25 protein-coding genes are annotated in these 21,081 nt (G+C 57.0%); 10 read left to right on the forward strand and 15 right to left on the reverse strand.

Going from position 1 to position 21,081, the window contains the following annotated elements:
- Positions 1-13: 13 nt before the first annotated feature.
- The 6 genes from ACR0J2_RS17830 to ACR0J2_RS17855 form a co-directional block, all read right to left on the reverse strand.
- Positions 14-817, reverse strand: a complete 804-nt coding sequence (locus ACR0J2_RS17830; protein ID WP_170680140.1) for an AAA family ATPase — start codon at positions 815-817, stop codon at positions 14-16.
- A complete protein-coding gene (rsmG, locus tag ACR0J2_RS17835; RefSeq protein ID WP_170612755.1) occupies positions 810-1,430 on the reverse strand; it encodes a 16S rRNA (guanine(527)-N(7))-methyltransferase RsmG in 621 nt (206 codons plus the stop codon). The genes ACR0J2_RS17830 and rsmG overlap by 8 nt, the downstream gene beginning before the upstream one ends.
- Positions 1,427-3,295, reverse strand: a complete 1,869-nt coding sequence (mnmG, locus tag ACR0J2_RS17840) for a tRNA uridine-5-carboxymethylaminomethyl(34) synthesis enzyme MnmG (protein WP_480813430.1) — start codon at positions 3,293-3,295, stop codon at positions 1,427-1,429. The genes rsmG and mnmG overlap by 4 nt, the downstream gene beginning before the upstream one ends.
- 12 nt (positions 3,296-3,307) lie before the next feature.
- Positions 3,308-4,594 carry a tRNA uridine-5-carboxymethylaminomethyl(34) synthesis GTPase MnmE gene (gene mnmE / locus ACR0J2_RS17845; RefSeq protein WP_480813431.1) on the reverse strand — a complete coding sequence of 429 codons (1,287 nt, stop codon included), beginning with the start codon at positions 4,592-4,594 and terminating at the stop codon, positions 3,308-3,310.
- A gap of 30 nt (positions 4,595-4,624) precedes the next feature.
- Positions 4,625-5,896 carry a transcription termination factor Rho gene (gene rho, locus ACR0J2_RS17850; protein WP_170619061.1) on the reverse strand — a complete coding sequence of 424 codons (1,272 nt, stop codon included), beginning with the start codon at positions 5,894-5,896 and terminating at the stop codon, positions 4,625-4,627.
- A 122-nt stretch (positions 5,897-6,018) separates the two neighbouring features.
- Positions 6,019-6,468: a CopD family protein gene (locus tag ACR0J2_RS17855; protein ID WP_480813432.1), complete on the reverse strand. Its 450-nt coding sequence runs from the start codon at positions 6,466-6,468 to the stop codon at positions 6,019-6,021.
- A 404-nt stretch (positions 6,469-6,872) separates the two neighbouring features.
- Here ACR0J2_RS17855 and ACR0J2_RS17860 point away from each other — a divergent pair, with 404 nt between their 5' ends.
- Genes ACR0J2_RS17860 through dnaQ form a run of 4 tightly spaced genes read left to right on the forward strand, consistent with a single transcriptional unit; the run spans position 6,873 to position 9,607 of the window.
- Complete coding sequence (locus tag ACR0J2_RS17860) at positions 6,873-7,472, forward strand: Maf family protein (protein ID WP_480813433.1); 600 nt, start codon at positions 6,873-6,875, stop codon at positions 7,470-7,472.
- Positions 7,469-8,302 carry a shikimate dehydrogenase gene (locus ACR0J2_RS17865; RefSeq protein WP_480813434.1) on the forward strand — a complete coding sequence of 278 codons (834 nt, stop codon included), beginning with the start codon at positions 7,469-7,471 and terminating at the stop codon, positions 8,300-8,302. Before ACR0J2_RS17860 ends, ACR0J2_RS17865 begins: the two co-directional genes overlap by 4 nt.
- Complete coding sequence (gene coaE / locus ACR0J2_RS17870; protein WP_480813435.1) at positions 8,299-8,892, forward strand: dephospho-CoA kinase; 594 nt, start codon at positions 8,299-8,301, stop codon at positions 8,890-8,892. The genes ACR0J2_RS17865 and coaE overlap by 4 nt, the downstream gene beginning before the upstream one ends.
- Complete coding sequence (dnaQ, locus tag ACR0J2_RS17875; protein ID WP_480440959.1) at positions 8,885-9,607, forward strand: DNA polymerase III subunit epsilon; 723 nt, start codon at positions 8,885-8,887, stop codon at positions 9,605-9,607. The genes coaE and dnaQ overlap by 8 nt, the downstream gene beginning before the upstream one ends.
- Positions 9,608-9,634: 27 nt before the next feature.
- On the opposite strand, the gene secB is transcribed toward dnaQ, so the two are convergent.
- Both secB and ACR0J2_RS17885 read right to left on the reverse strand, forming a co-directional pair.
- Complete coding sequence (secB, locus tag ACR0J2_RS17880) at positions 9,635-10,132, reverse strand: protein-export chaperone SecB (RefSeq protein ID WP_170680123.1); 498 nt, start codon at positions 10,130-10,132, stop codon at positions 9,635-9,637.
- A gap of 54 nt (positions 10,133-10,186) precedes the next feature.
- Positions 10,187-10,687, reverse strand: coding sequence for an FxsA family protein (locus ACR0J2_RS17885; protein ID WP_480440961.1), 501 nt, complete (start codon positions 10,685-10,687; stop codon positions 10,187-10,189).
- Between the two features lie 108 nt (positions 10,688-10,795).
- Between ACR0J2_RS17885 and ACR0J2_RS17890 the strand changes: the two genes are divergently transcribed.
- From ACR0J2_RS17890 to ACR0J2_RS17900, 3 genes are read left to right on the forward strand one after another with little or no spacing between them, the layout of a single operon-like run.
- Entirely contained in the window at positions 10,796-11,452 is a 657-nt protein-coding gene (locus ACR0J2_RS17890; RefSeq protein ID WP_480813436.1) for a Tim44/TimA family putative adaptor protein, read from the forward strand.
- The gene (mltA, locus tag ACR0J2_RS17895; RefSeq protein ID WP_480813437.1) at positions 11,449-12,489 is read left to right on the forward strand and encodes a murein transglycosylase A; all 1,041 of its coding nucleotides are present in this window, start codon (positions 11,449-11,451) and stop codon (positions 12,487-12,489) included. Before ACR0J2_RS17890 ends, mltA begins: the two co-directional genes overlap by 4 nt.
- Positions 12,489-13,076 carry a Smr/MutS family protein gene (locus ACR0J2_RS17900; protein WP_480813438.1) on the forward strand — a complete coding sequence of 196 codons (588 nt, stop codon included), beginning with the start codon at positions 12,489-12,491 and terminating at the stop codon, positions 13,074-13,076. Before mltA ends, ACR0J2_RS17900 begins: the two co-directional genes overlap by 1 nt.
- Here ACR0J2_RS17900 and ACR0J2_RS17905 read toward each other — a convergent pair.
- From ACR0J2_RS17905 to hslU, 3 genes are all read right to left on the reverse strand, one after another.
- Positions 13,073-14,293 (reverse strand): MFS transporter, encoded by a 1,221-nt coding sequence (locus ACR0J2_RS17905; RefSeq protein ID WP_480813439.1) that lies wholly within the window; start codon positions 14,291-14,293, stop codon positions 13,073-13,075. The two genes, ACR0J2_RS17900 and ACR0J2_RS17905, sit on opposite strands and share 4 nt — an antisense overlap.
- Positions 14,290-15,390, reverse strand: coding sequence for an alpha/beta hydrolase (locus ACR0J2_RS17910; protein ID WP_480813440.1), 1,101 nt, complete (start codon positions 15,388-15,390; stop codon positions 14,290-14,292). Before ACR0J2_RS17910 ends, ACR0J2_RS17905 begins: the two co-directional genes overlap by 4 nt.
- A 96-nt stretch (positions 15,391-15,486) precedes the next feature.
- The gene (gene hslU, locus ACR0J2_RS17915) at positions 15,487-16,794 is read right to left on the reverse strand and encodes an ATP-dependent protease ATPase subunit HslU (RefSeq protein WP_170807110.1); all 1,308 of its coding nucleotides are present in this window, start codon (positions 16,792-16,794) and stop codon (positions 15,487-15,489) included.
- 199 nt (positions 16,795-16,993) lie between these two features.
- Here hslU and ACR0J2_RS17920 point away from each other — a divergent pair, with 199 nt between their 5' ends.
- Positions 16,994-17,395 (forward strand): DM13 domain-containing protein, encoded by a 402-nt coding sequence (locus ACR0J2_RS17920; RefSeq protein ID WP_321249889.1) that lies wholly within the window; start codon positions 16,994-16,996, stop codon positions 17,393-17,395.
- 116 nt (positions 17,396-17,511) lie between these two features.
- Complete coding sequence (locus tag ACR0J2_RS17925; protein WP_170612789.1) at positions 17,512-18,753, forward strand: MFS transporter; 1,242 nt, start codon at positions 17,512-17,514, stop codon at positions 18,751-18,753.
- Here ACR0J2_RS17925 and hslV read toward each other — a convergent pair.
- Positions 18,745-19,302: an ATP-dependent protease subunit HslV gene (hslV, locus tag ACR0J2_RS17930; RefSeq protein ID WP_170807108.1), complete on the reverse strand. Its 558-nt coding sequence runs from the start codon at positions 19,300-19,302 to the stop codon at positions 18,745-18,747. The two genes, ACR0J2_RS17925 and hslV, sit on opposite strands and share 9 nt — an antisense overlap.
- Positions 19,303-19,501: 199 nt before the next feature.
- On the opposite strand from hslV, the gene ACR0J2_RS17935 reads away from it, so the two are divergent.
- Complete coding sequence (locus tag ACR0J2_RS17935; RefSeq protein WP_170612793.1) at positions 19,502-19,696, forward strand: DUF1127 domain-containing protein; 195 nt, start codon at positions 19,502-19,504, stop codon at positions 19,694-19,696.
- Positions 19,697-19,753: 57 nt separating this feature from the next.
- Here ACR0J2_RS17935 and ACR0J2_RS17940 read toward each other — a convergent pair whose 3' ends face one another.
- From ACR0J2_RS17940 to trxA, 3 genes are all read right to left on the reverse strand, one after another.
- On the reverse strand, positions 19,754-20,116 hold the full coding sequence (locus ACR0J2_RS17940) for a Lin0512 family protein (RefSeq protein WP_480813441.1): 363 nt from the start codon (positions 20,114-20,116) through the stop codon (positions 19,754-19,756).
- Positions 20,113-20,463 (reverse strand): Lin0512 family protein, encoded by a 351-nt coding sequence (locus tag ACR0J2_RS17945; RefSeq protein WP_480813442.1) that lies wholly within the window; start codon positions 20,461-20,463, stop codon positions 20,113-20,115. The genes ACR0J2_RS17940 and ACR0J2_RS17945 overlap by 4 nt, the downstream gene beginning before the upstream one ends.
- A 269-nt stretch (positions 20,464-20,732) precedes the next feature.
- Positions 20,733-21,053 (reverse strand): thioredoxin, encoded by a 321-nt coding sequence (trxA, locus tag ACR0J2_RS17950; RefSeq protein WP_170612799.1) that lies wholly within the window; start codon positions 21,051-21,053, stop codon positions 20,733-20,735.
- Positions 21,054-21,081: the final 28 nt, after the last annotated feature.

Raw genomic sequence — 21,081 nt, forward strand, 5'->3', positions numbered from 1 at the left:
TCCTCACTGCTACCTAGGCTGCGGCTCTGTTATTTTTTTGCATGACTTCCCGGGCCAGATGACGGTAGGCCATCGCCCCCAGAGACCCCGAGTCGTACTGCAAGACCGGCAACGCATAAGACGGCGCTTCGCTGACCCGAACATTTCTGGGTATCTTGGTTTTAAATACCATCTCACCCAGATTGTCACGCGCGTCTTTTTCGACCTGGCGGGACAAGTTGTTGCGGTTGTCATACATGGTCAACACAACACCTTCGATTCTCAGGTCCGGATTTGCGGTCTGGCGAACCTCTCGAATAGTCAGCATCAACTGAGACAGCCCCTCAAGTGCGAAGAACTCGCTTTGCAGCGGAACCAGCACCGAATGGGCCGCAACCATGGCGTTGACCGTCAGCAAATTCAGGGACGGCGGGCAATCGATCAGCACATAATCCAACTCAAATTTGTCAATTGCGGTCTGACGTAGCGCATCGTGAAGCAGATAGCTGCGTTTTTCATTGGAAATAAGCTCAATGTCGGCTGAACTCAGATCGACAGTGGCTGGGACAACAAACAGCCCGTCAATCTCCGTTTCCTGAATCACCGCCTCCAGCGGAGCATCGTCAAGAATCAGGTCATAGGTCGTCCAGTCGCGGTCCTCGACGCCCAGACCGGTTGACGCGTTCCCCTGCGGATCAAGGTCCACAACCAGAACTTTACACCCCGCTTCGGCGAGGCCTGCCGCTAAGTTGATCGCTGTTGTGGTTTTCCCTACCCCACCCTTCTGATTGGCAACCGCAATTATCCGAGGCCCTTCCGGGCGAGACAGATCAACCACGTGATACTCCTTTGACCTTAAGGATAACGGCTTGGGGTTCGGTTAAACTTCTAATTGGCTCAACATCAAAATTCCATTCCTCACGCGCTTCTTCCAGTTCTTTTTTCCAGTTGGCGCCTTTTGGGAACAGCGCTACGCCGGAATCCGCTAAATGCCTGTCGCAGAACGACAATAGTTTGCTCAGATCGGCCAATGCCCTGGCGGATAGTACATCTGCCCCGGCAGGTTCCGCCAACTCAATCCGCTTGGAAACTACAGTGCAATTTGCCCCGCACTCCCGGGCTACATTTCGCAAGAAAGCCGATTTTCGCTGATCGCTTTCCAGGAAAGTAAATCTGGTATCAGGTGCTTCATCAATGGCCATAAGTGCGCAAACCATGCCCGGGAAGCCCCCTCCGCTGCCCAGATCCACCCAATGCCCAAAGCTCTCGACACAACGGAATACCTGCACGGAATCCAGGATGTGGCGTGTCCAGATCTCCGAAAGACTGTTTTTCGAAACAAGGTTGATCTTAGGGTTCCAGCGATTCACCAAATCTACGTAGGTCTCAAACCGAGCAAATGTTTCACGTGAAACATTCAGCCCGTCAAACAAGGCAAACTCTGAGTTCATGCTTTCCGGGCTTTCAGGCCGCGCCTTAGTTTTGCAAGAACCAGTGCCAGAGCGGCAGGAGTAACGCCTTCGACCCGGCTGGCCTGTGCAATATTTTCGGGCCTTGCTGACGAGAGTTTTTGCTTCATCTCGGAAGAAAGCCCATCCATCCCGAAATAATCGAAATCTCGTGGGATTTCATAGGATTCATCCCGCTTCATAGCTTCGACATCCCTTTGCTGGCGCGCGATATAATTCGCATAAAGCGCGTCTCGCTCGACCTGCAACCGAATTTCATCTTCGACCTGTTCAAGATCCGGAAGTAGCGGGATCAAATCCTGAAAACTGACATCTGGGAAGGCAAGGATTGCCATTCCATCCCTGCGGTTTCCGTCCTGGTTGACATTGATTCCTGCTGCCCGCACTTCCTTTGGCGTGAAGCTTTGTTCTTTCAGGCGAGATTTAGCCTGATCCAGCTTTTTAACCTTTTCTTCAAACTGGTTTTTTCGATGTTCATCAATACAGCCCAGTTTTATTCCGATTGGCGTCAACCGTTGATCTGCATTGTCAGCACGAAGGGACAGTCTGAATTCTGCCCGAGATGTAAACATTCGATAGGGTTCTGCCACACCACGCGTTGTCAGATCGTCGATCATGACACCGATATAGCTGTCGGCCCTTGTAAAGTGAACCGGATCCCGCCCTTGCGCTTCCAAGGCCGCATTCAGACCTGCGACCATACCTTGTGCCGCCGCTTCCTCATATCCTGTGGTACCGTTGATCTGACCCGCAAGATATAGACCCGGTACATCAGGCAAAGACAGTGAGCTCGTCAGAACACGTGGATCCACGTAGTCATATTCGATCGCGTATCCAGGTTGCAGTATTTCAGCGGCCTCGAGTCCCTTTATGGACCGCACATAGGCCAGTTGAACATCCTGAGGCAGAGATGTCGAAATTCCATTCGGGTAGATTGTGTGTTCGTTCACACCTTCTGGTTCAAGGAAAATCTGATGGGAATCCTTGTCCGCAAACCTAACGATTTTGTCTTCGATCGAAGGGCAATATCTGGGCCCAACACCGTCTATGTGACCGCCATACATTGCCGATCGGGACAGGTTGTTTTGAATTATCTCGTGGGTACGTTCGTTGGTATGGGTGATCCCACATGAAATTTGTGGCGCGACCGCTGTTTTTGTCAGGAACGAAAAGAATGTTGGATCCTCATCGCCCTTTTGCTCATCCAGTCCCGACCAATCGATGGTTCTGCCGTCCAATCGCGGTGGTGTCCCGGTTTTGAGACGTGACATCGGAAGATCAAATCCGTCCAGGCGCTCCGCCAGTTTCACCGATGGCCGGTCCCCCATCCGACCTCCGGGCTTTGACACATCTCCGATATGTATCACGCCCCGAAGGAAAGTGCCTGAGGTCAGAATAACAGTTTTCGCGTGAATCTCTGATGAATCAGCCAGTTGAACTCCGGCAACTCGTGATCCATCCATCAGGAAGTCGACGACTTCCCCGGTAATCACGGACAGGTTTTCCTGTCTTTTCGTCGTCGCTTGCATGGTGGACCGATACAACGCGCGGTCAGCCTGTGTTCGGGGGCCCTGCACGGCCGGACCCTTGCGGCGATTAAGCAGGCGAAATTGAATACCAGCCTGATCGGCGACCTGACCCATGACGCCGCCCAGGGCATCAATTTCCCGAACCAGATGCCCCTTGCCCAGCCCGCCGATTGCCGGATTGCAGGACATTACCCCGATATCCGTTTCAGACAAGGTGACCAATGCGGTGGTGGCACCCAACCGGGCTGCGGCATGTGCGGCTTCGGTTCCGGCGTGACCGGCACCAATTACGACGACATCAAACATTGAATGTTTCACGTGAAACACTCCCTACTTACCAAGGCAGAAGCTGGAGAATATTTCATCCAACAGGCTTTCTACATCTATTCTGCCGACCAGTGATTCAAGGGCGCGTATGGCTGAGCGTAGTTCCTCGGCTGCGATATCATACAGATCCGGGCCTGATTCAAGAACGCTTGTTGCGTCGGACAAGGATTGCAGAGCTTTGTTCAGCGATACACGGTGCCGTTCGCGCGTGGCGATACCATGGCTGGTAGATCGCTGCGCCAAGACACACGATATCTGGGAGATTAGCTGATCTATCCCTTCCCCGGTTTTCCCTGATATTCCGCCTTTTGAATGTGAACGCAGGTCGGATTTCGGAAAAACCTGGATATCTCCTTCACTCATCGGAACACCCAGATCCTGCGGAGAATCAGCCAAAAACACTCGCAAATCAGCAGCGTCGGCGCGTTTTCGCGCCAGTTCGATCCCTAAGTTTTCTACGTGATCCTCCGTTTCGCGCAACCCGGCCGTGTCCAGCATTGTGACCGGCAACCCGGCAAGGTCCATGCGAACCTCGATCACATCACGGGTTGTTCCGGCAAATTCCGAGGTTATTGCAGCTTCCCGCCCGGCCAAGGCATTCAGCAAAGTGGATTTACCTGCATTCGGCAAACCAATGATGGCCACCTCAAATCCTGTTCGGATTCGTTCGGCTATTTTTACGCCTTCCGCTTCCCGGCGTAAGTCATCCATGACACCCGATACAAGCGACCGCACCTCAGGCGTAACATCTGTCGGAACGTCTTCATCGGCAAAATCGATCACCGCCTCCAACAAGGATGCGGCGCGGATAAGGTCACGACGCCAGCGCTCGGCCAGAACACCCAATTCACCGGCCAAAATCGTTTGCGCCTGTTTACGCTGAGCTTCGGTCTCCGCGTCAATCAGATCGGCCAGACCTTCGACTTGCGTCAAATCCATCTTGCCGTTTTCCAACGCTCTGCGCGTAAACTCTCCGGGTTCAGCCAGCCGCAGATCTTCCATGTCAGACAGACAGCGCAAAACGGCGTTCACTGAAGCCGTACTGCCGTGGATCTGCAGCTCAGCCACATCTTCGCCGGTAAAGCTGGCCGGTCCTTCGAAGGTCAGGACAAGGCCATCATCCAACCGCCCACCGTCCTGCGCATACAGGGATCGGAGGTGCATGCCGCGGGAAGGCAATGTACCGCGGGTCAGTTCTGCCGCGGCCTCGTGCGCCCGTGGACCAGAGAGGCGGATAACCGCCACCCCTGCTTTGCCTTGCGCGCTGGCCAAGGCGAATATCGTATCCATTCGAAGGCCTCGCGTCGGTTAAGACCTGTGTCAGGTATTCATCGAGTCGAAGAACTCGCCATTTGTCTTGGTCTGCTTCAACTTCGACAACAGGAATTCGATCGCGTCGGTGGTGCCCATCGGGTTGAGGATTCGGCGCAGAACGAAGGTCTTCGCCAGATCACCCTTGTCGACCAGCAGGTCTTCTTTCCGAGTACCCGACTTGAGGATGTCGATCGCCGGGAACACGCGCTTGTCTGCGATCTTGCGATCCAGAACGATCTCGGAGTTGCCTGTACCTTTGAATTCTTCAAAGATAACCTCGTCCATCCGGCTGCCGGTATCGATCAGGGCGGTTGCGATGATGGTCAGCGAACCACCCTCTTCAATGTTCCGCGCGGCACCAAAGAATCGCTTGGGACGTTGCAGAGCATTTGCATCCACACCACCGGTCAGAACTTTACCTGAGGATGGCACTACTGTGTTAAATGCCCTACCAAGTCTTGTGATCGAGTCGAGAAGAATAACAACATCTCGTTTATGTTCGACCAGACGCTTTGCTTTTTCGATCACCATTTCCGAAACAGCCACGTGGCGCGTCGCCGGTTCGTCGAAGGTCGAGGACACAACCTCACCCTTCACCGAGCGTTGCATATCGGTCACCTCTTCCGGGCGTTCGTCGATCAGCAGGACGATCAGGTAGCATTCCGGGTGGTTCTGTTCGATCGAATGCGCAATGTTCTGCAGGATCACCGTCTTACCGGTGCGCGGCGGTGCTACGATCAGCGAACGCTGGCCTTTACCAATTGGCGAAACCAGGTCGATGACACGCGCCGATTTGTCCTTGATGGTGGGATCTTCGATTTCCATCTTCAGACGCTCATCCGGATACAGCGGCGTCAGGTTGTCGAACAGGATTTTGTGCTTGGCCTTCTCAGGATCTTCGAAGTTGATCTTGGTGACCTTGGTCAGCGCAAAATAACGTTCGTTCTCATCTGGTGCCTTGATCTCGCCTTCAACCGTGTCCCCGGTCCGCAGTGAGTGCAGGCGGATCATGTCAGGCGAGACATAGATATCGTCCGGACCCGGCAGATAGTTCGCCTCGGGCGAGCGCAGGAAGCCGAATCCGTCCTGCAGCACTTCAAGCACGCCATCACCGCCAACGGTCCAGCCATCATCCGCGCGTTCGCGCAGAATCTGGAACATCATCTCGCCTTTCCGCATGGTCGAGGCGTTTTCAATCTCCAGTTCTTCGGCCATCGCCAGAAGATCTTTGGGGCTTTTGGCTTTCAGGTCGGCCAGATTCAGGGCTTCAGTTGTCATGATATATACCTTCACCGCTGGCATCGCGGCACGAAGTGGAATTTCAGTACGGAAGATACGCCGCCCGGACGGGCGTGTTGCTTCCTACATAAGCGCGACGGCTGGCGGAGTCAAACAGGCCTTCAGAACTTCAGAATGACCGCCAGAACGATGGCAACCATCAAAACGGTCGGTACCTCGTTCATCATGCGATACTGGCGCCCTGTGAGCTTGTTTCGGCCTTCAAGAAAGTCCTTTCGACGTGCCATCAGCCAGTGATGGAACCAAGTCATACCGATCACCGCTGCGCCTTTGACCCAGGGCCAGGACCAATCCCAGCCGACGATGCCCGGTGTGAACACCATGATCAGCCCGCAAACCCACGCCACGATCATCGCAGGACGCATGATCACACGCAGCAGCTTGTCTTCCATTTCAAAGAAAATGGGTTCCGCTCCCTCGACGATTTGCGCCTTTTCTACGTGATAGACGAACAGTCTGGGCAAATAGAACAAACCTGCCATCCAAGAGATCACGGCCATGATATGTAAAGACTTCACCCACGGGTAAATCGTGAAAAGAAGATCGGTCATTTTGGCTCCGGGCGTTGCTCGGAACTCTCCCTAATAAAAAAATAAGAAAAGAGAAAGGATGATGGTTTTGTAGGGAGAGAAGAATCCGTGGATTACTTTTTTACCCTCCACTTTTCCCCAGGTGGATAGAGTTGACCGCGATGCCGATGATCTTGTTAGTGTAATAATTTATCAATTAAATTCATGTGGTTAGTATACTATTTCGCGATCTTCACTGTGGATAACTCGATGACCAACTGGGGACATCGTGGTTTTCCCGATTTCCAAAGTTATTCTTGTCCTGCTTTGACAGTTTTCGGGCGACTCGGGGAAGATCCGCGCCGAAATCGCAGGGTTGCGTGTCAACCTGAAAACCATACAAAACGTCCCAGATCACTCAACGCTTTGCCCACGGGGTTTTCCACATGCCTGTCCCCATCATACTCGCTTCGGGCTCGGCCATCCGGGCACAACTTCTGGAGAACGCAGGTGTCCCGTTTTCCGTTCAGGTCGCGCGCGTAGATGAAGACAGCATGAAACGCGCGCTGCTGGCGGAAGAGGCATCACCGCGCGATATTGCTGATGCGCTGGCCGAAATGAAGGCGCGAAAAATCAGCGACAAGAATCCGGGGGCCATGGTTCTGGGATGCGATCAGGTTCTGGACTTCGAAGGCCGTTTGTTGTCCAAGCCGGAGACGCCTGAAGACGCACTGGCCCAGTTGAAGGCGATGCGGGGGAAACGGCACATGTTGCTGTCGGCTGCCGTCATTTATCAAAACGGGGAACCGATCTGGCGACATGTGGGGCAGGTTCGTCTGCGGATGCGGGCCAGTTCGGATGCCTATCTGAAGGATTATGTGGCGCGCAATTGGGACAGTATCCGATACGCCGTAGGTGCCTATAAGCTGGAAGAAGAAGGCCCGCGGCTGTTCGCCACCATTGACGGCGACTATTTTAACGTCTTGGGTATGCCCCTGTTGGAGTTGCTCAATTATCTGGCCGTAAAAGGGGTGATCGATCAATGACGGAACATCGTATTCCTCTGGCCGGGGTGATCGGGCACCCGGTGGCGCATTCCCGGTCGCCCAAGCTGCACGGTCATTGGCTACAGACCTATGGTCTGGCCGGGCATTATGTTCCCATGGATGTCACGCCCGCGGATCTGGAAACAGTTTTGCGGAGTTTGTCGAAAGCCGGGTTTGTGGGCGCGAATGTAACGGTTCCGCATAAGGAAGCCGCACTGCGCCTGGCCGATCATGTGTCTGACCGGGCTTCGGTCATCGGGGCAGCGAATACGCTTGTGTTTCGCGACGATGGCTCGATCCATGCCGATAACACAGACGGGTATGGCTTTATGGAGAACCTGCGCGCAGGCGCGTCCGACTGGAACCCGCAGGACGGGCCGGCCGTGGTCTTTGGCGCTGGTGGTGCAGCACGCGCCATTCTGTCCGCCCTGGCGGATGCTGGCGTCCCCGAGATCCTGCTGACCAACCGAACCCGCACTCGTGCCGATCATCTGAAAGAAGAGTTCGGCCAGCGCATTACCGTGATAGACTGGGTGCAGGCCGGAAATGTCATTGAAGAGGCCGAGCTTGTGGTGAACACAACTTCGCTGGGAATGCAGGGTCAGCCCGAACTGCGCGTGCCGCTGGATGGCTTGCAGCCCGGCACCGTGGTGAATGATCTGGTCTACGCCCCGCTGCGCACCCGATTGCTGCAACAGGCTGAAGAAGCCGGATGCACAACGGTGGACGGTCTGGGCATGTTGTTGCATCAGGCGGTTCCGGGGTTTGAGCGCTGGTTCGGAGTGCGCCCCGAGGTCACCGCAGAAACCCGCGCGGCGGCCCTGGCATGAGTTTTGCCCTTGGCCTGACCGGCTCGATCGGCATGGGCAAAAGCACGACGGCGCAGATGTTCGTGGCCGAAGGCTGCGGGTTGTGGGACGCGGACGCGGCAGTCCACCAGCTTTATTCCGCAGGTGGGGCGGCAGTTGCGCCGATGGCTGCTGTGTTTCCCGAGGCTGTCCTCGACGGCGCTGTCAGCCGGGATGCGTTGAAACGGATCATCACCTCTGATCCTTCCGCTCTGAAAACCATAGAAAGCATAGTGCACCCGCTGGTTGCTGCGGATCGAGCCAGGTTCCGGGGAACCGCGGCCGAGGATATTCTGGTGTTCGACATCCCGCTTTTATTCGAAACGGGCGGAAACGTCGCGATGGATGCCGTTGCCTGTGTCTCGATACCGGCCGAGGAACAAAAACACCGCGTGATGGCCCGCGGAACGATTTCCGAAGCGCAGTTCGAGCAAATTCGCGCCAAGCAGATGCCGAATGAGGAAAAATGTGCGCGGTCGGATTTCGTGATTGTCACCGATACGCTGGACCATGCCCGCGCGCAGGTGCAGGATGTGGTCAGGCAGATCAGGGCAGGACTGGCAAATGCGTGAGATCGTTCTCGACACCGAAACCACGGGCTTTGATCCCGAAAGCGGCGACCGGATCGTTGAAATTGGTGCGGTGGAGCTGTGGAATCACGTCGCGACGGGCGAAACCTATCATGTCTACATCAACCCCCAGCGCTCGATGCCGGAGGAGGCATTTGGTGTGCACGGGATCGGTCCGGATTTGCTGGAACCGCCCCGCCCGCCAGAAAAAGGCCAGGTGACGCTTAAGGACAAACCTGTATTCGCCAAGGTCGGCCAGGGATTCCGCGATTTTGTGGGCGATGCGCGATTGGTGATCCACAACGCATCCTTCGATATGAAATTCCTGAACGCCGAACTGGGCTGGATGGGCCTGGCCCCGATTCCGATGGATCAGGCTCTGGATACGCTGGCCATTGCACGAAAACGGTTTCCGGGCTCGCCCGCCTCGCTGGATGCACTGTGCCGCAGGTTCGGCATCGACAACTCGAACCGTGTTCTGCACGGCGCTCTGCTCGACTCGGAGATTCTGGCCGAGGTGTATCTGGAACTGATCGGCGGGCGGCAACCCGATTTCGGCCTGTCGGCGTCTACCGCAAATGCCTCCGGCGGCAGCGAGGATTGGCGTCCGACGCCGCGCGCAACACCGCTTGCGCCGCGGATCACCGAAGATGAACGCGCCGCACATCAGGAATTTGTGGAAAAACTGGGCGAAAACGCCCTTTGGACCCGCGCCTGAACCAATGTCCGGCGCGGGTCAGATTGATCAGGCTTCGGCCTTCTGGGCTTCGGCCTGGCGGCGCATCAACTCGTTACGGTAGAGGCCGACAAAGTCGATTGTGTCCAGGTTGACCGGCGGGAAACCACCGTCGCGGGTGATGTCGCTGACAACGCGGCGCAGGAACGGGAACAACATCCGCGGACATTCGATCATCAGGAACGGGTGCAATTGATCCTCGGGCACACCTTCCACGTGGAACAGTCCGCAATAGTCGATTTCGCACAGGAACAGGATATCTTCCATGCCCTTGGCTTTCGAGGTGAGGTTCAGCTTGATCGAAACCTCGAACTGGTGGTCTGCCGGGCGCTTTTTCGCGTCCAGATTGACCTGTACGGCAATCTCGGGCTGCACATCGCCGGATACACCCTTTTGCGCCATCACGTTTTCAAAGGACATATCGCGGATGAATTGCCCCAGAACCCGCATCTGAACCTGCGGGGCGGTTTGTGCCGCAGCGTTGTCTGCGGCTTTTTCTTCGGCCATGGATCTACTCCAAAATTGAATTTCGCCACTGCTTATCAAGTTGGGCGCGGCACCTCAATGCTCGTGCGGACCATCCACCCATTTCGACGGTTTTGTTGGTTCTTTGCGGGGGTGAACCTCGGTAAATTCGCCATCGATCACGTCATCCTGACCAAAGGGATCATTGCCCTGGTGAAATTGTGCACCTGTGCCCATCTGAAAATGCGTCACCGTTACTTTGGATTTCAGATACCGGAACACGGCAACCCTTACGCCGGGGATAAGCAGCGCAAAGCCCACGGCATCGGTAAAAAAGCCCGGCGTCAGCAACAATACGCCTGACAGAATGATCATGGCGCCATGGGCCAGGGGTTCGGTCGGGTCATCGAGATTGTTGAATGTTCTCTGTAATTCACCCAGCGCCATGCGGCCTTGCGTCCGCACCAAAGCGGTGCCCAGAAAGGCTGTCAGGACAACGATTGCAAGTGTCGGCCAAAGTCCGATCAGACCGCCAACCTGAATGAACAGGGCAATCTCGATGATCGGCACCAACAGAAATGCCAGAAACAGATACATTTTCGTCATCCTTTCGCGTGTGCAGGGCAGTGGACTTGCCCTAAACTGTCACCTACATAGTGACATGAGGCCGCGTATACAAAGTCGCGGTTCTGAAAAGAGGATGAAATGAACGAACCCATGATCCAGCTGCTGGTCCTGGCCGGAATTGCCGTTTTCCTGATCCTGCGCCTGAAAAGCGTTCTGGGTACGCGTGAAGGTTTCGAGAAACCTCCTCTGCAGCAGCCCGGTTCCAACAAGGCGCGCCGCGATTTTGAAGTGATCGACGGCGGCCCGGATTATGACATCACCGACCACGTTCCCGAAGACAGCGAGCAGGCCCAGACACTGGCGGCGATGAAACGGATCGAGCCCGGATTTTCCGTCACCGAATTCGTGCAGGGCGCGCGCGGCGCTTACGAGATGATCGTAATGGGGTTCGAAAAGGGTAACCTGGACGAAATCCAGCCTTTCCTGTCGGAAGAGGTCTTTGACACTTTCGTTTCCGTTGTGGCTGACCGCGAAGACCGGGGCCTGACCATCGAAGCCGAATTCATCGGTGTGCGTGAAACCGCGCTGGCCGATGCCCATTTCGACAAGGACACCAATCAGGCCGAGATCACCATGAAGTTTGTGGGTGAACTGACCTCGGTCGTGCGGGATCGTGGCGGGGACATCATCGAAGGTAGCCCCAACACCGTCAAACGCCAGAAGGACAGCTGGACTTTTGCTCGTGTCATGGGCTCGGATGATCCGAACTGGCTGCTTGTCGCCACGGACGCATGATTGCCACGCTCCGGTCGCTCTTACTGGTGGGCGCGATGACCGCCGCCAGCGCCGCCGGAGCCGAGGCGACGCGATCCATCCTGTCATTCGACGATCTGGATGGCTGGGCCGCCGACGATCACGGGGCGGCCCTTTCGGTTTTTCTGAACACCTGCAACGATCTGAATGACCCGGACTGGAGGGCGCTGTGCGGCGTGGCCCAGACTTATTCCCCAGACGCAGCCCGGGCCTTCTTTGAACTCTTCTTTCGCCCGGTTCTTGTCGAAGACGGCAAGGAGGCTTTGTTCACCGGATATTTCGAGCCGGAACTGGACGGGTCCAGAACCCGATCGGATCGGTTCAGATATCCGCTGTATAAAATTCCGCCCGAGGCACGCGCTGCCGACAAATGGCTGAGCCGCCGCGAAATCCTGACCGGCGAGGCCATGGCGGGGCGCGGGCTTGAGATTGCGTGGGTCGACGATCCGGTTGAACTGTTCTTTCTTCAGATTCAGGGCTCGGGGCGAATTCGCCTGCCCGATGGCAGCGCCTTGCGCGTCGGATATGGCGGCGCGAACGGCCATCCCTATCGGTCGATCGGGGTCGAACTGATCAGGCGCGGTGTTCTTGGCGCACACGAGGTCAGCGCCCAGATGATCCGGGCTTGGGTACGCAAGAACCCCGAGGCCGGTGCGGAACTGCTGTTCCACAACCCGTCTTATGTGTTCTTCCGCGAAGTCACACGGGTCGCTCCTGACCGGGGGCCGCTGGGTGCCATGAACCGATCGGTCACGACCTTGCGCAGCATTGCGACAGACCCGGCCTATACGCCGCTGGGGGCACCAGTCTGGTTGGAAAAGGATGGGTCAAACCCGTTGCGCCGCCTGATGATCGCGCAGGACACTGGTGCGGCCATCAAAGGGGCGCAGCGCGCCGATATCTTTTTCGGAACCGGTGACACCGCCGGGCAGGCCGCCGGGCGGCTGAAGGATCCGGGCCGCATGGTTGTGTTGCTGCCGATTCAGCGCGCTTATGCCATGTCGCCGGATGAGTTCTGATGTCCCGCCGAAAGCTCACCGCAGAAGAGGTGGAATTGTGGCGAAAGGTCGCGAAACGGGCCGAGCGTTTGCACCCCGAGATTCCGCAGACGGTCCACCCGGCCGTTTTGCCGAAACCCAAGCCGAACCGGCAGCCAAAACCGAGATTTGACGAGTTTGAACTGGGGCAGAAAGCACCGACAAAGCCTGCGCAACACGCCCTGAAGCCCGCAATTGGAGACAGTCTGCGGGCAAGTCCGGTGCAGATGGACACCAAGGCCTTTGCGCGAATGAAGCGCGGCAAGCTGAAGCCGGAAGGCAAGCTGGACCTGCACGGAATGCGCGTGGACGCGGCACATCCGGCTCTGGTGCGGTTTGTTCTGACCGCGCAGGCTTCTGGCAAGCGTCTGGTTCTGGTTGTCACCGGCAAAGGCAAGGACAGGGATGAGCCCGGACCGATCCCGACGCCGCGGGGTGTCCTGCGCAATCAGGTTCCGCAATGGCTGTCTTTGCCGCCACTGGCGCAGGCCGTCCTTCAGATAACACCCGCCCATATCAGCCACGGGGGCGACGGAGCCTATTACGTGTATCTGCGGCGAACACGTTAAAGTTTGCGTGCGGCTTGTGTTATACCGACCCAAGTCACCCCGCAGACCACAACAAAAAACCCTCCGATCCAGAGAAACTGGGTCGCAAGCGGAATGCCGGTATCAATCAGAACGCCCGTCAGTCCGGGGCCGATGGCCGACCCAAGCACCATGATCGCTGTTGCCAATGCCTTGATCGCACCGATGTGGCGCGTTCCGTAAAACTCGGCCCAGAATGCGCTGGGCAGCGTGCTGTTGGCCCCGACGGTCAGCGCCAGAAGGACCAGACCGGTCAGGGCGCCACCAATCGAACCGGTGAAGGACAGAACAAGAAACCCCAGCGCCATGGGCAACTGGTAAAACGGCATAATGCGCGTCGTACCCCATTTGTCCAACGCCCAGCCCGCCGCAAACATAGACAGCACGCCGACTGCGGTGAAGACCGGGAACAGGGCCACCAGTTCGATATGAAGCCAGCCTTTGACCTCGGCCAGATGAACCTGATGAAAAAAGAAGGCCGTGATGAAGGCGGACGGACCCAACAATGCAGGTGCCATGAACCAGAACAGCGGATGCAAAAGCGCGTCCCGGCGGGTCCAGTGGCGGCTTTGCATGCCGGTGGCGGTATATTCACTGGCCAGACTTTGAGGTGTTCGTTCCTGGCGTAGCAGTCGGATCAGGATCGGTATTCCCAGCGCAGAGACGGCAGCGCAAACCAACCACAGTGTTCGCCAGTCGAAATGGGCCATTGCGGCGACAAAGATCAGGGGCAAAAGCGCCTCGCCGATGGAAAACCCGACCGAGGCGATGGCAAGCGCCCTGCCCCGCGTTGCGGTAAACCATCGTGCCATGGCGACCAGCGCCAGATGGGTGCTCATCCCCTGTCCAAACAGGCGGAGAAGGAAAACGACCAACGGCAGCAGAACAACCAACTGGTTCAGCGCCATCGCCGCTGTCGCCACCGCCAGTCCCGTCAGAACCGCCGGGCCCAGCACCCGCACACGAAAGATATCGGTCAGCTCTCCGGCCCAGACCATCACCACCGCAGACATCAGCGTGCCCAGCGAATAGAGGCTTCCCCATGCACCGTGGCTCAGGCCGAATTCGGACCGGATCTGGCCCGAGAAAATCGAGATAAAGAAGGTCTGCCCGAAACTCGACAGAAAGGTCAGCAGCACCCCCGCGCCCAGCCAGCTTGCGTTCTGGACAAGATACCGACGCAGGCCGCCCGGGTTCACGGAGTCGTAACCTCGGCCTGCCCTGTTTCTGTCAGGACTATTTCGGTTGCACCGTCCGGGTTCCGCTGGCTTGGCGGGACAAGGATGTCGATAGCCGGCCTATCTTCCGGCCCGAACGTGTTATTGACGCGTCTGAGCGAACTGAGGATCGCCAGCAACGCAGGAGAAGTCGCAGCCACGAAATGCGATGATTCTGCATCGCTGTTAAATGCGGTGGTGTCGATCACGCTGATCGGAAATTCTTCAAGACTGTCGATCGAGCTGATGTTGCCCAACCGCTCACCCTCATCCGTTCCGCGCAAACGGGCCGAGATGTTCAGAATCCTGTCCTTTTGCGAAACCATGACGAGAAACGGATCTGGCGGGGACTTGATCCGCTCCATCTGCGAGCGGAACAGATCCACGTCCAGATCCGGTGAAATCAGAACCACGCCTTCCAGGTTCCTTTTGGCCCAGCCGGGTTCCTGCAACTCGGCCTGGCGCATCATCTCCATTGTCAGGGCGCTGCCCATGGAATGCGCGACCAGAATGACCCGCTTGACCCCCATTGATTTCAAAGAGCGAATGGTCTGTTCCAGCCCGTCACGGGCGAACAGCATGCTGTCCAGATCGTAGGCATAGCCAAAGCCTGTCGCACGGCTGGGCCATGAATAGACCAGAGTGTTTCCGGGCAGGCCGATATCGTGGGACAGTTGTGCGGCCCGAAACAAGGTCTCGGTCTGGGTCGAGTTGTATCCGTGCACAAAAATTGTGACGTCTTCTTTGCCGCGCAAATGGGTTTTCAGGTCCTGCGGCCCATCCAGTTCGCTGACGTTCGCCAACACGAACTCTTTCTTCGGATTTGGGTTGGCGTAGGAGAACTTCAGGGTTCCCGGGGTGTGATTTGGCGGAATCGAAACCGTGGTTTCCAGATAGCGCAAGGATTCACCGCGACGGAACCCGTATGATCCGTTCGCCTCTTTGGCGCGGGTCGTGGTTGCCAGGATCGTTTTGGGCGTACCGACAACCGCAGCCGAAGGCACGATTTCAGACACCGTCCTGTCGACACAGGCGCTGAGTGAAAGACAGGCAAGCAGCAGGATCAGATGGCGCAACACGGACAATCCCCGGATCAGGTTTGCGCCAAGCTATCGAATTCTCGCCCCACGTCCAGCGGCGCGGGGTAGAAGAAAGGCAAAATCCGGCTGAGCGTGTTACAAAACGTAACGGCTGAGATCGGTGGATTTGGTCAGTTCACCCAGATTGCTGCTGACAAATTCCGCGTCGACCGTGATTTCCGTTCCGGCTTTGTCGGGGGCGGCGAAAGACAATTCTTCGAACACGCGTTCCATCACGGTGTAGAGCCGCCGCGCACCGATGTTTTCGACGCTCTGGTTCACGTCCGCTGCAATGCGGGCAAGCGCCGCGATGCCATCTTCGCTGAACTGGACAGTAACATCCTCGGTCCCCATCAGCGCGGTATACTGAAGGGTCAGGGCGTTGTCTGTTTCCGTCAGGATGCGCACAAAGTCTTCTTCCGTCAGGGCGCGCAGTTCGACCCTGATCGGCAGACGCCCCTGAAGTTCCGGCAACAGGTCCGAGGGCTTGGCGATGTGGAACGCCCCGGAGGCGATAAACAGGATGTGGTCTGTTTTGACAGGGCCATGCTTGGTGGACACGGTTGTGCCTTCGATCAAGGGCAAGAGGTCCCGCTGAACCCCCTCCCGGCTGACATCAGCGCCGCGTGCGTCAGAGCGGGCGCAAACCTTGTCGATCTCATCCAGAAACACGATGCCGTTCTGTTCGACGGATTCCAGCGCCACGCGGTTGACGGTTTCATCATCCAGCAGCTTGTCGGCCTCTTCCCCGATCAGAGCGTCATAGCTTTCTGCGACAGTCATCTTGCGTTTGACCGTGCGCCCGCCAAAGGCCTTGCCGAAGATATCTCCCAGGTTCATCATCCCCATCTGGCTGCCGGGTTGGCCGGGAATGTCGAACATCGGCATCGGGCTCGAGGTGTCCGAGAGTTCCAGCTCGATCACCGTATCGTCCAGCTCACCGGATTTCAGTTTTTTGCGAAACATCTCGCGCGTGCCTTCGCGGGCGTCTTCCCCGGCTATGGCGGCGATGACCCGGTCTTCGGCAGCCTGATGGGCGCGCGCCTTGACGTCTTCGCGCATGAACTCGCGGGTCTGCAGGATGGCGGCGTCCGCCAGATCCCGCACGATCTGTTCTACGTCGCGCCCGACATAGCCAACCTCGGTGAACTTGGTGGCTTCGACCTTGATGAAAGGCGCGCGGGCCAGTTTGGCCAGACGACGGCTGATCTCGGTCTTGCCGACGCCGGTGGGGCCGATCATCAGGATGTTCTTCGGATAGACCTCGTCCCGGATGTCGTCAGGCAACTGCTTGCGCCGCCAGCGGTTTCGCAGCGCGACGGCAACCGCGCGTTTGGCATCCTTCTGGCCAATGATGAAGCGGTCCAGTTCCGAGACAATCTCGCGCGGGGTCAGGTCGGTCATATGCACTCAATCCGTTTGTTTCGAAGCGGAACCTAATCATAAGGCGCGAAAACACAAGCCGATCACGAAAACATCACGCCAACACACGGCGCGCACACAGAAATTCGTCCCGAAGTGATTGGAGTATGCGGCGAGGCCTGCGGCATAACGGACAACATCGGGCAAACCAGTCCGTGTCTACCAATGGAGAAAACTCATCATGATGACTCGTCGCTCGCTCTTTGTGAAAGCCGCTGCAGCCGGCGCGGCACTGACATTGACCAGTGCCAATGCCGCCGTTGCTGGCGGTGCCAAGAAGAAAGGCACGTTCGAGGGCCGTTCGAAGCACATCACCTCGGGTTCGGTGAAGCTGGTCAAGAATGGAGACCGCTACATTGTCGAACTGGGCGACGATTTCTCACTGGATGGCGGGCCCGACCCGCGTGTCGCTTTCGGCAAGGACGGATCATATGATCCTGACAGCAAGCTGGGTGCGCTGCTGAACCTGACCGGCAAACAATCCTATGCCGTTCCGCCGACCATGGACGTTTCCGGCTACAACGAAGTTTACATCTGGTGCGAGGTCGCGGGCGTGCCGTTGGGCGTGGCGTCGCTGAACTGATCCACACGCGATCAGGACTGCCGGGGGCCTGGTAAAACCCGGCCTTTTGCATGGTGTTAGGTGTCAGAACACCTGTCTGCTACACTCACCCCATTTGAAGAAACGGGGCGGGTTGCATGACGAAGATTGCCAAAATCACTTTGTTGTTTGTTGTATTTGTAGATCTGATCGGACAGGGACTGGTCTTTCCCATCATCAACTCACTGATCATGGAGACGAAGTCCGGGTTTCTGCCGGAAAATACGCCGGTCGGTCGGCGGCATTTCTACTATGGCCTAGTGATTGGTTGCTTTTTCCTGTCCTGGTTTCTGGGCGTTGTCTACGTGTCCAAAGTCTCGGATTCGATCGGGCGCAAGAACGCTTTGCTGGTTTGTCTGAGCGGAGCGCTTGCGGGGTACGCCATCACCATCGCGGCGCTTTACCTCAACAGTTTGCTGCTGCTGATTGCCGGCCGGTCAATCACCGGCTTTACCGCCGGAAACCAACCCATTGCACAGGCGGCAATGATTGATGGCAGTACGGATGCGGCGGATCGGGACCGAAACATGGGCTATATCGTGACCGGCGTCAGCTTTGGTCTGGTGGGCGGCCCGATCATTGGTGCGGTCCTGTCGGATGCTGCTCTGTTGGGTGGTGCGGCCACACTCAAAACGCCGTTCTATGGAGCCTTCGTTCTGGTGTTGATCGCGATTTTCCTGGTGCTGTTCTATTTCAAGGACACAAGAACCGAACGCACGGCCTTTGTCTTCCGTCCCCGTGACGTCACCGACAGCCTGATCGCAGTCCGTGGGCATCCCATGGTGTTGAAGATCCTGCCTGTCTATTCGTTCTTCATGATCGCCAACGTCACGTTTTATGTGTTCGTGGATAATTTCCTGACCAGCGCTTTCGGCTACGGCGTGATTGGCGGCAGTATGGCGATGGTGGTTATCGGCTTTGCACTGGCGTTCTCAAGCACGTTCCTTGTGAAACCAGCACAGGAGAGATTCAGCAAACACAGCATTATCTACACATCGCTTGTGGTCATGATCATCTGCGGCATTGCCTTTGCGTTCAGCCCAAGCGGTGTATTCAGCTATGTGCCAGTGTTCTTCTTCTACTTCCTGTTCGGCGTGGCCTATCCGACCATGCTGGGCCTATTCTCTTCATCGGTCAGCGAAACGGATCAGGGCTGGGTCATGGGCGTGACCACCGCAGTATTCTGCCTGGCCGGAGGGATCATGTCGCTGGTCGGCGGCGGCTTGATGAGCATCGACATCCGCGTGCCCTATTACATCGTGGTCATTGCTGCGATACTGGGCCTGATCGGAATGCACCGCCGCTGGAAGGGGAAAGAGATCTCAGCCCTGTTAGCCTGAGATCGTTTCAACAGTCAGCTTGCCGTTGGTGTACACACAAATGTCCGCCGCAATCGCCATGGATTGCCGGGCGATGTCTTCCGCCGACCTGTCGCTGTCCATCATCGCGCGCGCAGCGGCCAGAGCGAAATTTCCGCCTGATCCAATGGCTGCCACGTTGTGTTCAGGCTCAAGCACATCCCCTGCCCCGGTGATCACGAACAGATCCTTGCCGTCGGTGACAATCAGCATCGCCTCGAGCTTTTGCAGATATTTGTCTGTCCGCCAGTCCTTGGCAAGCTCGACCGAGGCGCGCGCCAGCTGGCCCGGCGTCGCCTCAAGCTTGGTCTCCAGCCGCTCGAGCAGGGTAAAGGCATCTGCGGTGGAACCGGCAAAGCCTGCCACAATCTCGAACCCGCCGGGCGACAGACGGCGTACCTTGCGGGCCGTACCCTTGATCACGGTCTGCCCCAGGCTGACCTGCCCGTCACCGGCAATGACAACCTTTCCGCCCTTTTTGACGCCGATGATCGTTGTGCCGTGCCATCCGGGAAAGTCGCTGTCCGCCATGAAAGTCTCCGTTTGTTGTCCGGGCTCATATATGGGCTGCGCTGATGTTATGCGCAACCGCTTCCCGAAGTGCCTAATTGATATGCACAAAATGCATTGCGGGTTTACCAGACCAGCATTTGTGAGTCCGGGCCGGGCATACTAGATGAGGATCACAACCGACAACGGGTCGGCTGTTTCTGTTAGAAGGAATGCGCAAATGGCAACCACCGCAAACATCCATGCGCCGCTCGGAGCAGCTACCATCCTGCACGTAGTGGACGCATTCACCGGAGCTTTCGAAGCTGCCGCACAGTGGAACGAATCCCGCAAGACCCGCAAGGCGCTGTCAGTTCTGTCCGACGCCCAGCTGGATGATATCGGCCTGACCCGCGCCGACATCAAAAACCTCTGATTTCAAGGCAAGTCAGACCATGAGATGAGCCGCTCGACCGAGCGGCTTTTTTCTTTTTCAGGACTGCACGAACTTCCCCGACTGATCCGGTAAAAAGGCCTCGATGGCGGCGGTCGCAACAACGTGCCGGGTGCCGGCGTCGCTGTCTTCGATATCCAGTCCGCCCTTGACGGCGCGCACCTGCGCCCGCCCCCGGGGCAGATCGGCGGCGACCAGATCGCAATCCACAAAATCTGGGTTCTGAACACCGATTGTCACCTGGACCCTCATTTCCGAGTGATCGATATCCAGCTTCGAAAACAGCGTGATCGAAGAATGATGCAGCGCGTCCTGAACCGCCCGGCGCGCAGCCTTGGTGTAATCCTGACCGTACAGGTCATTTCCGGTTCCCATTTCCAGAATGATGCGTTTTTCGGTCATTGCGCAGGCTCCATATCGAAGGAAACGATGACGGCCGCGTTGGCGATGACCGTGCAGCCATCGGAATGCGGTTTGTCGATGTCCAGACCGCCATGCGTCACCGTGATATTGGGCTGCCCGTAAGGGAACACGTCTTTCAGAATCTGGGTGTCGACCTTGTCCGGCTGCTGCACACCAATTTGCGCATCGATGATCATTGCTTGCTTTGGGAAATCAAACAGCTCGGCCATATTGACGGAGTTGTGCCACAGTGCATCCTTGATGGCCCGCAACGCAGCCTCGGTATAGTCCTCGCGCCGCAAAGACGTCCCCATGCCGAATTCAACCAGAACCCGAGTTTTTGCCATATTTGACGACCCTCCTGTCAGACTTTTGGCCAGGGCACCCTGAAAACCGGATGCGCTAACGCATTGAAATACGCCCTTTCAGGTAAGGACAAGTGATGCCGGTTCTGTGCAATGGCCCTTTGGTGACAGTTGCGGGGCATCGGTCAAATATCCAGTCGTGCGATGTCGGGCAGTCCAGGAAGCGCTGACAATATCGCAGCCCCTCCTGACCAGATGGCCAAAAAAAACGCCCCGCGGAAACGGGGCGTCTTCTGCCGAAATTCACAGGGTCAGATGGATTCGTCGATCCAGCTTTGCAGCGCCGCCTTCGGTGCCGCACCAGCGCGGTTGGATACCACCTGACCGTCCTTGAAAATGAACAGGGCCGGAATACCACGCACGCCCATGGCGGCGGCAGCGTTCGGGTTGCTGTCCACGTCAACTTTGGCAATTTTTACCTTGCCGCCATATTCTGCAGCCAGTTCTTCCAGGGCCGGACCGATCTGCTTGCAGGGTCCGCACCATTCTGCCCAGAAATCTACTACAACGGGGATATCCGAATTCTTGACTTCGGCGTCAAAGGTCTCGTCAGTAACGGCAACGGTCGACATATTCTGTCTCCTGAATGGGGTAAACTCG

The organism is Ruegeria sp. CG4 (genome assembly GCF_056537185.1).

Excerpts from the sequence above, each read along its gene's own strand:
- rsmG (WP_170612755.1), bottom strand. The coding sequence starts at position 1,430 with ATGAACTCAGAGTTTGCCTTGTTTGACGGGCTGAATGTTTCACGTGAA.
- mnmE (WP_480813431.1), bottom strand. The coding sequence starts at position 4,594 with ATGGATACGATATTCGCCTTGGCCAGCGCGCAAGGCAAAGCAGGGGTG.
- rho (WP_170619061.1), bottom strand. The coding sequence starts at position 5,896 with ATGACAACTGAAGCCCTGAATCTGGCCGACCTGAAAGCCAAAAGCCCC.
- ACR0J2_RS17855 (WP_480813432.1), bottom strand. The coding sequence starts at position 6,468 with ATGACCGATCTTCTTTTCACGATTTACCCGTGGGTGAAGTCTTTACAT.
- ACR0J2_RS17860 (WP_480813433.1), top strand. The coding sequence starts at position 6,873 with ATGCCTGTCCCCATCATACTCGCTTCGGGCTCGGCCATCCGGGCACAA.
- ACR0J2_RS17865 (WP_480813434.1), top strand. The coding sequence starts at position 7,469 with ATGACGGAACATCGTATTCCTCTGGCCGGGGTGATCGGGCACCCGGTG.
- coaE (WP_480813435.1), top strand. The coding sequence starts at position 8,299 with ATGAGTTTTGCCCTTGGCCTGACCGGCTCGATCGGCATGGGCAAAAGC.
- dnaQ (WP_480440959.1), top strand. The coding sequence starts at position 8,885 with ATGCGTGAGATCGTTCTCGACACCGAAACCACGGGCTTTGATCCCGAA.
- secB (WP_170680123.1), bottom strand. The coding sequence starts at position 10,132 with ATGGCCGAAGAAAAAGCCGCAGACAACGCTGCGGCACAAACCGCCCCG.
- ACR0J2_RS17885 (WP_480440961.1), bottom strand. The coding sequence starts at position 10,687 with ATGTATCTGTTTCTGGCATTTCTGTTGGTGCCGATCATCGAGATTGCC.
- ACR0J2_RS17890 (WP_480813436.1), top strand. The coding sequence starts at position 10,796 with ATGAACGAACCCATGATCCAGCTGCTGGTCCTGGCCGGAATTGCCGTT.
- mltA (WP_480813437.1), top strand. The coding sequence starts at position 11,449 with ATGATTGCCACGCTCCGGTCGCTCTTACTGGTGGGCGCGATGACCGCC.
- ACR0J2_RS17900 (WP_480813438.1), top strand. The coding sequence starts at position 12,489 with ATGTCCCGCCGAAAGCTCACCGCAGAAGAGGTGGAATTGTGGCGAAAG.
- hslU (WP_170807110.1), bottom strand. The coding sequence starts at position 16,794 with ATGACCGACCTGACCCCGCGCGAGATTGTCTCGGAACTGGACCGCTTC.
- ACR0J2_RS17920 (WP_321249889.1), top strand. The coding sequence starts at position 16,994 with ATGATGACTCGTCGCTCGCTCTTTGTGAAAGCCGCTGCAGCCGGCGCG.
- ACR0J2_RS17925 (WP_170612789.1), top strand. The coding sequence starts at position 17,512 with ATGACGAAGATTGCCAAAATCACTTTGTTGTTTGTTGTATTTGTAGAT.
- hslV (WP_170807108.1), bottom strand. The coding sequence starts at position 19,302 with ATGGCGGACAGCGACTTTCCCGGATGGCACGGCACAACGATCATCGGC.
- ACR0J2_RS17935 (WP_170612793.1), top strand. The coding sequence starts at position 19,502 with ATGGCAACCACCGCAAACATCCATGCGCCGCTCGGAGCAGCTACCATC.
- ACR0J2_RS17940 (WP_480813441.1), bottom strand. The coding sequence starts at position 20,116 with ATGACCGAAAAACGCATCATTCTGGAAATGGGAACCGGAAATGACCTG.
- ACR0J2_RS17945 (WP_480813442.1), bottom strand. The coding sequence starts at position 20,463 with ATGGCAAAAACTCGGGTTCTGGTTGAATTCGGCATGGGGACGTCTTTG.
- trxA (WP_170612799.1), bottom strand. The coding sequence starts at position 21,053 with ATGTCGACCGTTGCCGTTACTGACGAGACCTTTGACGCCGAAGTCAAG.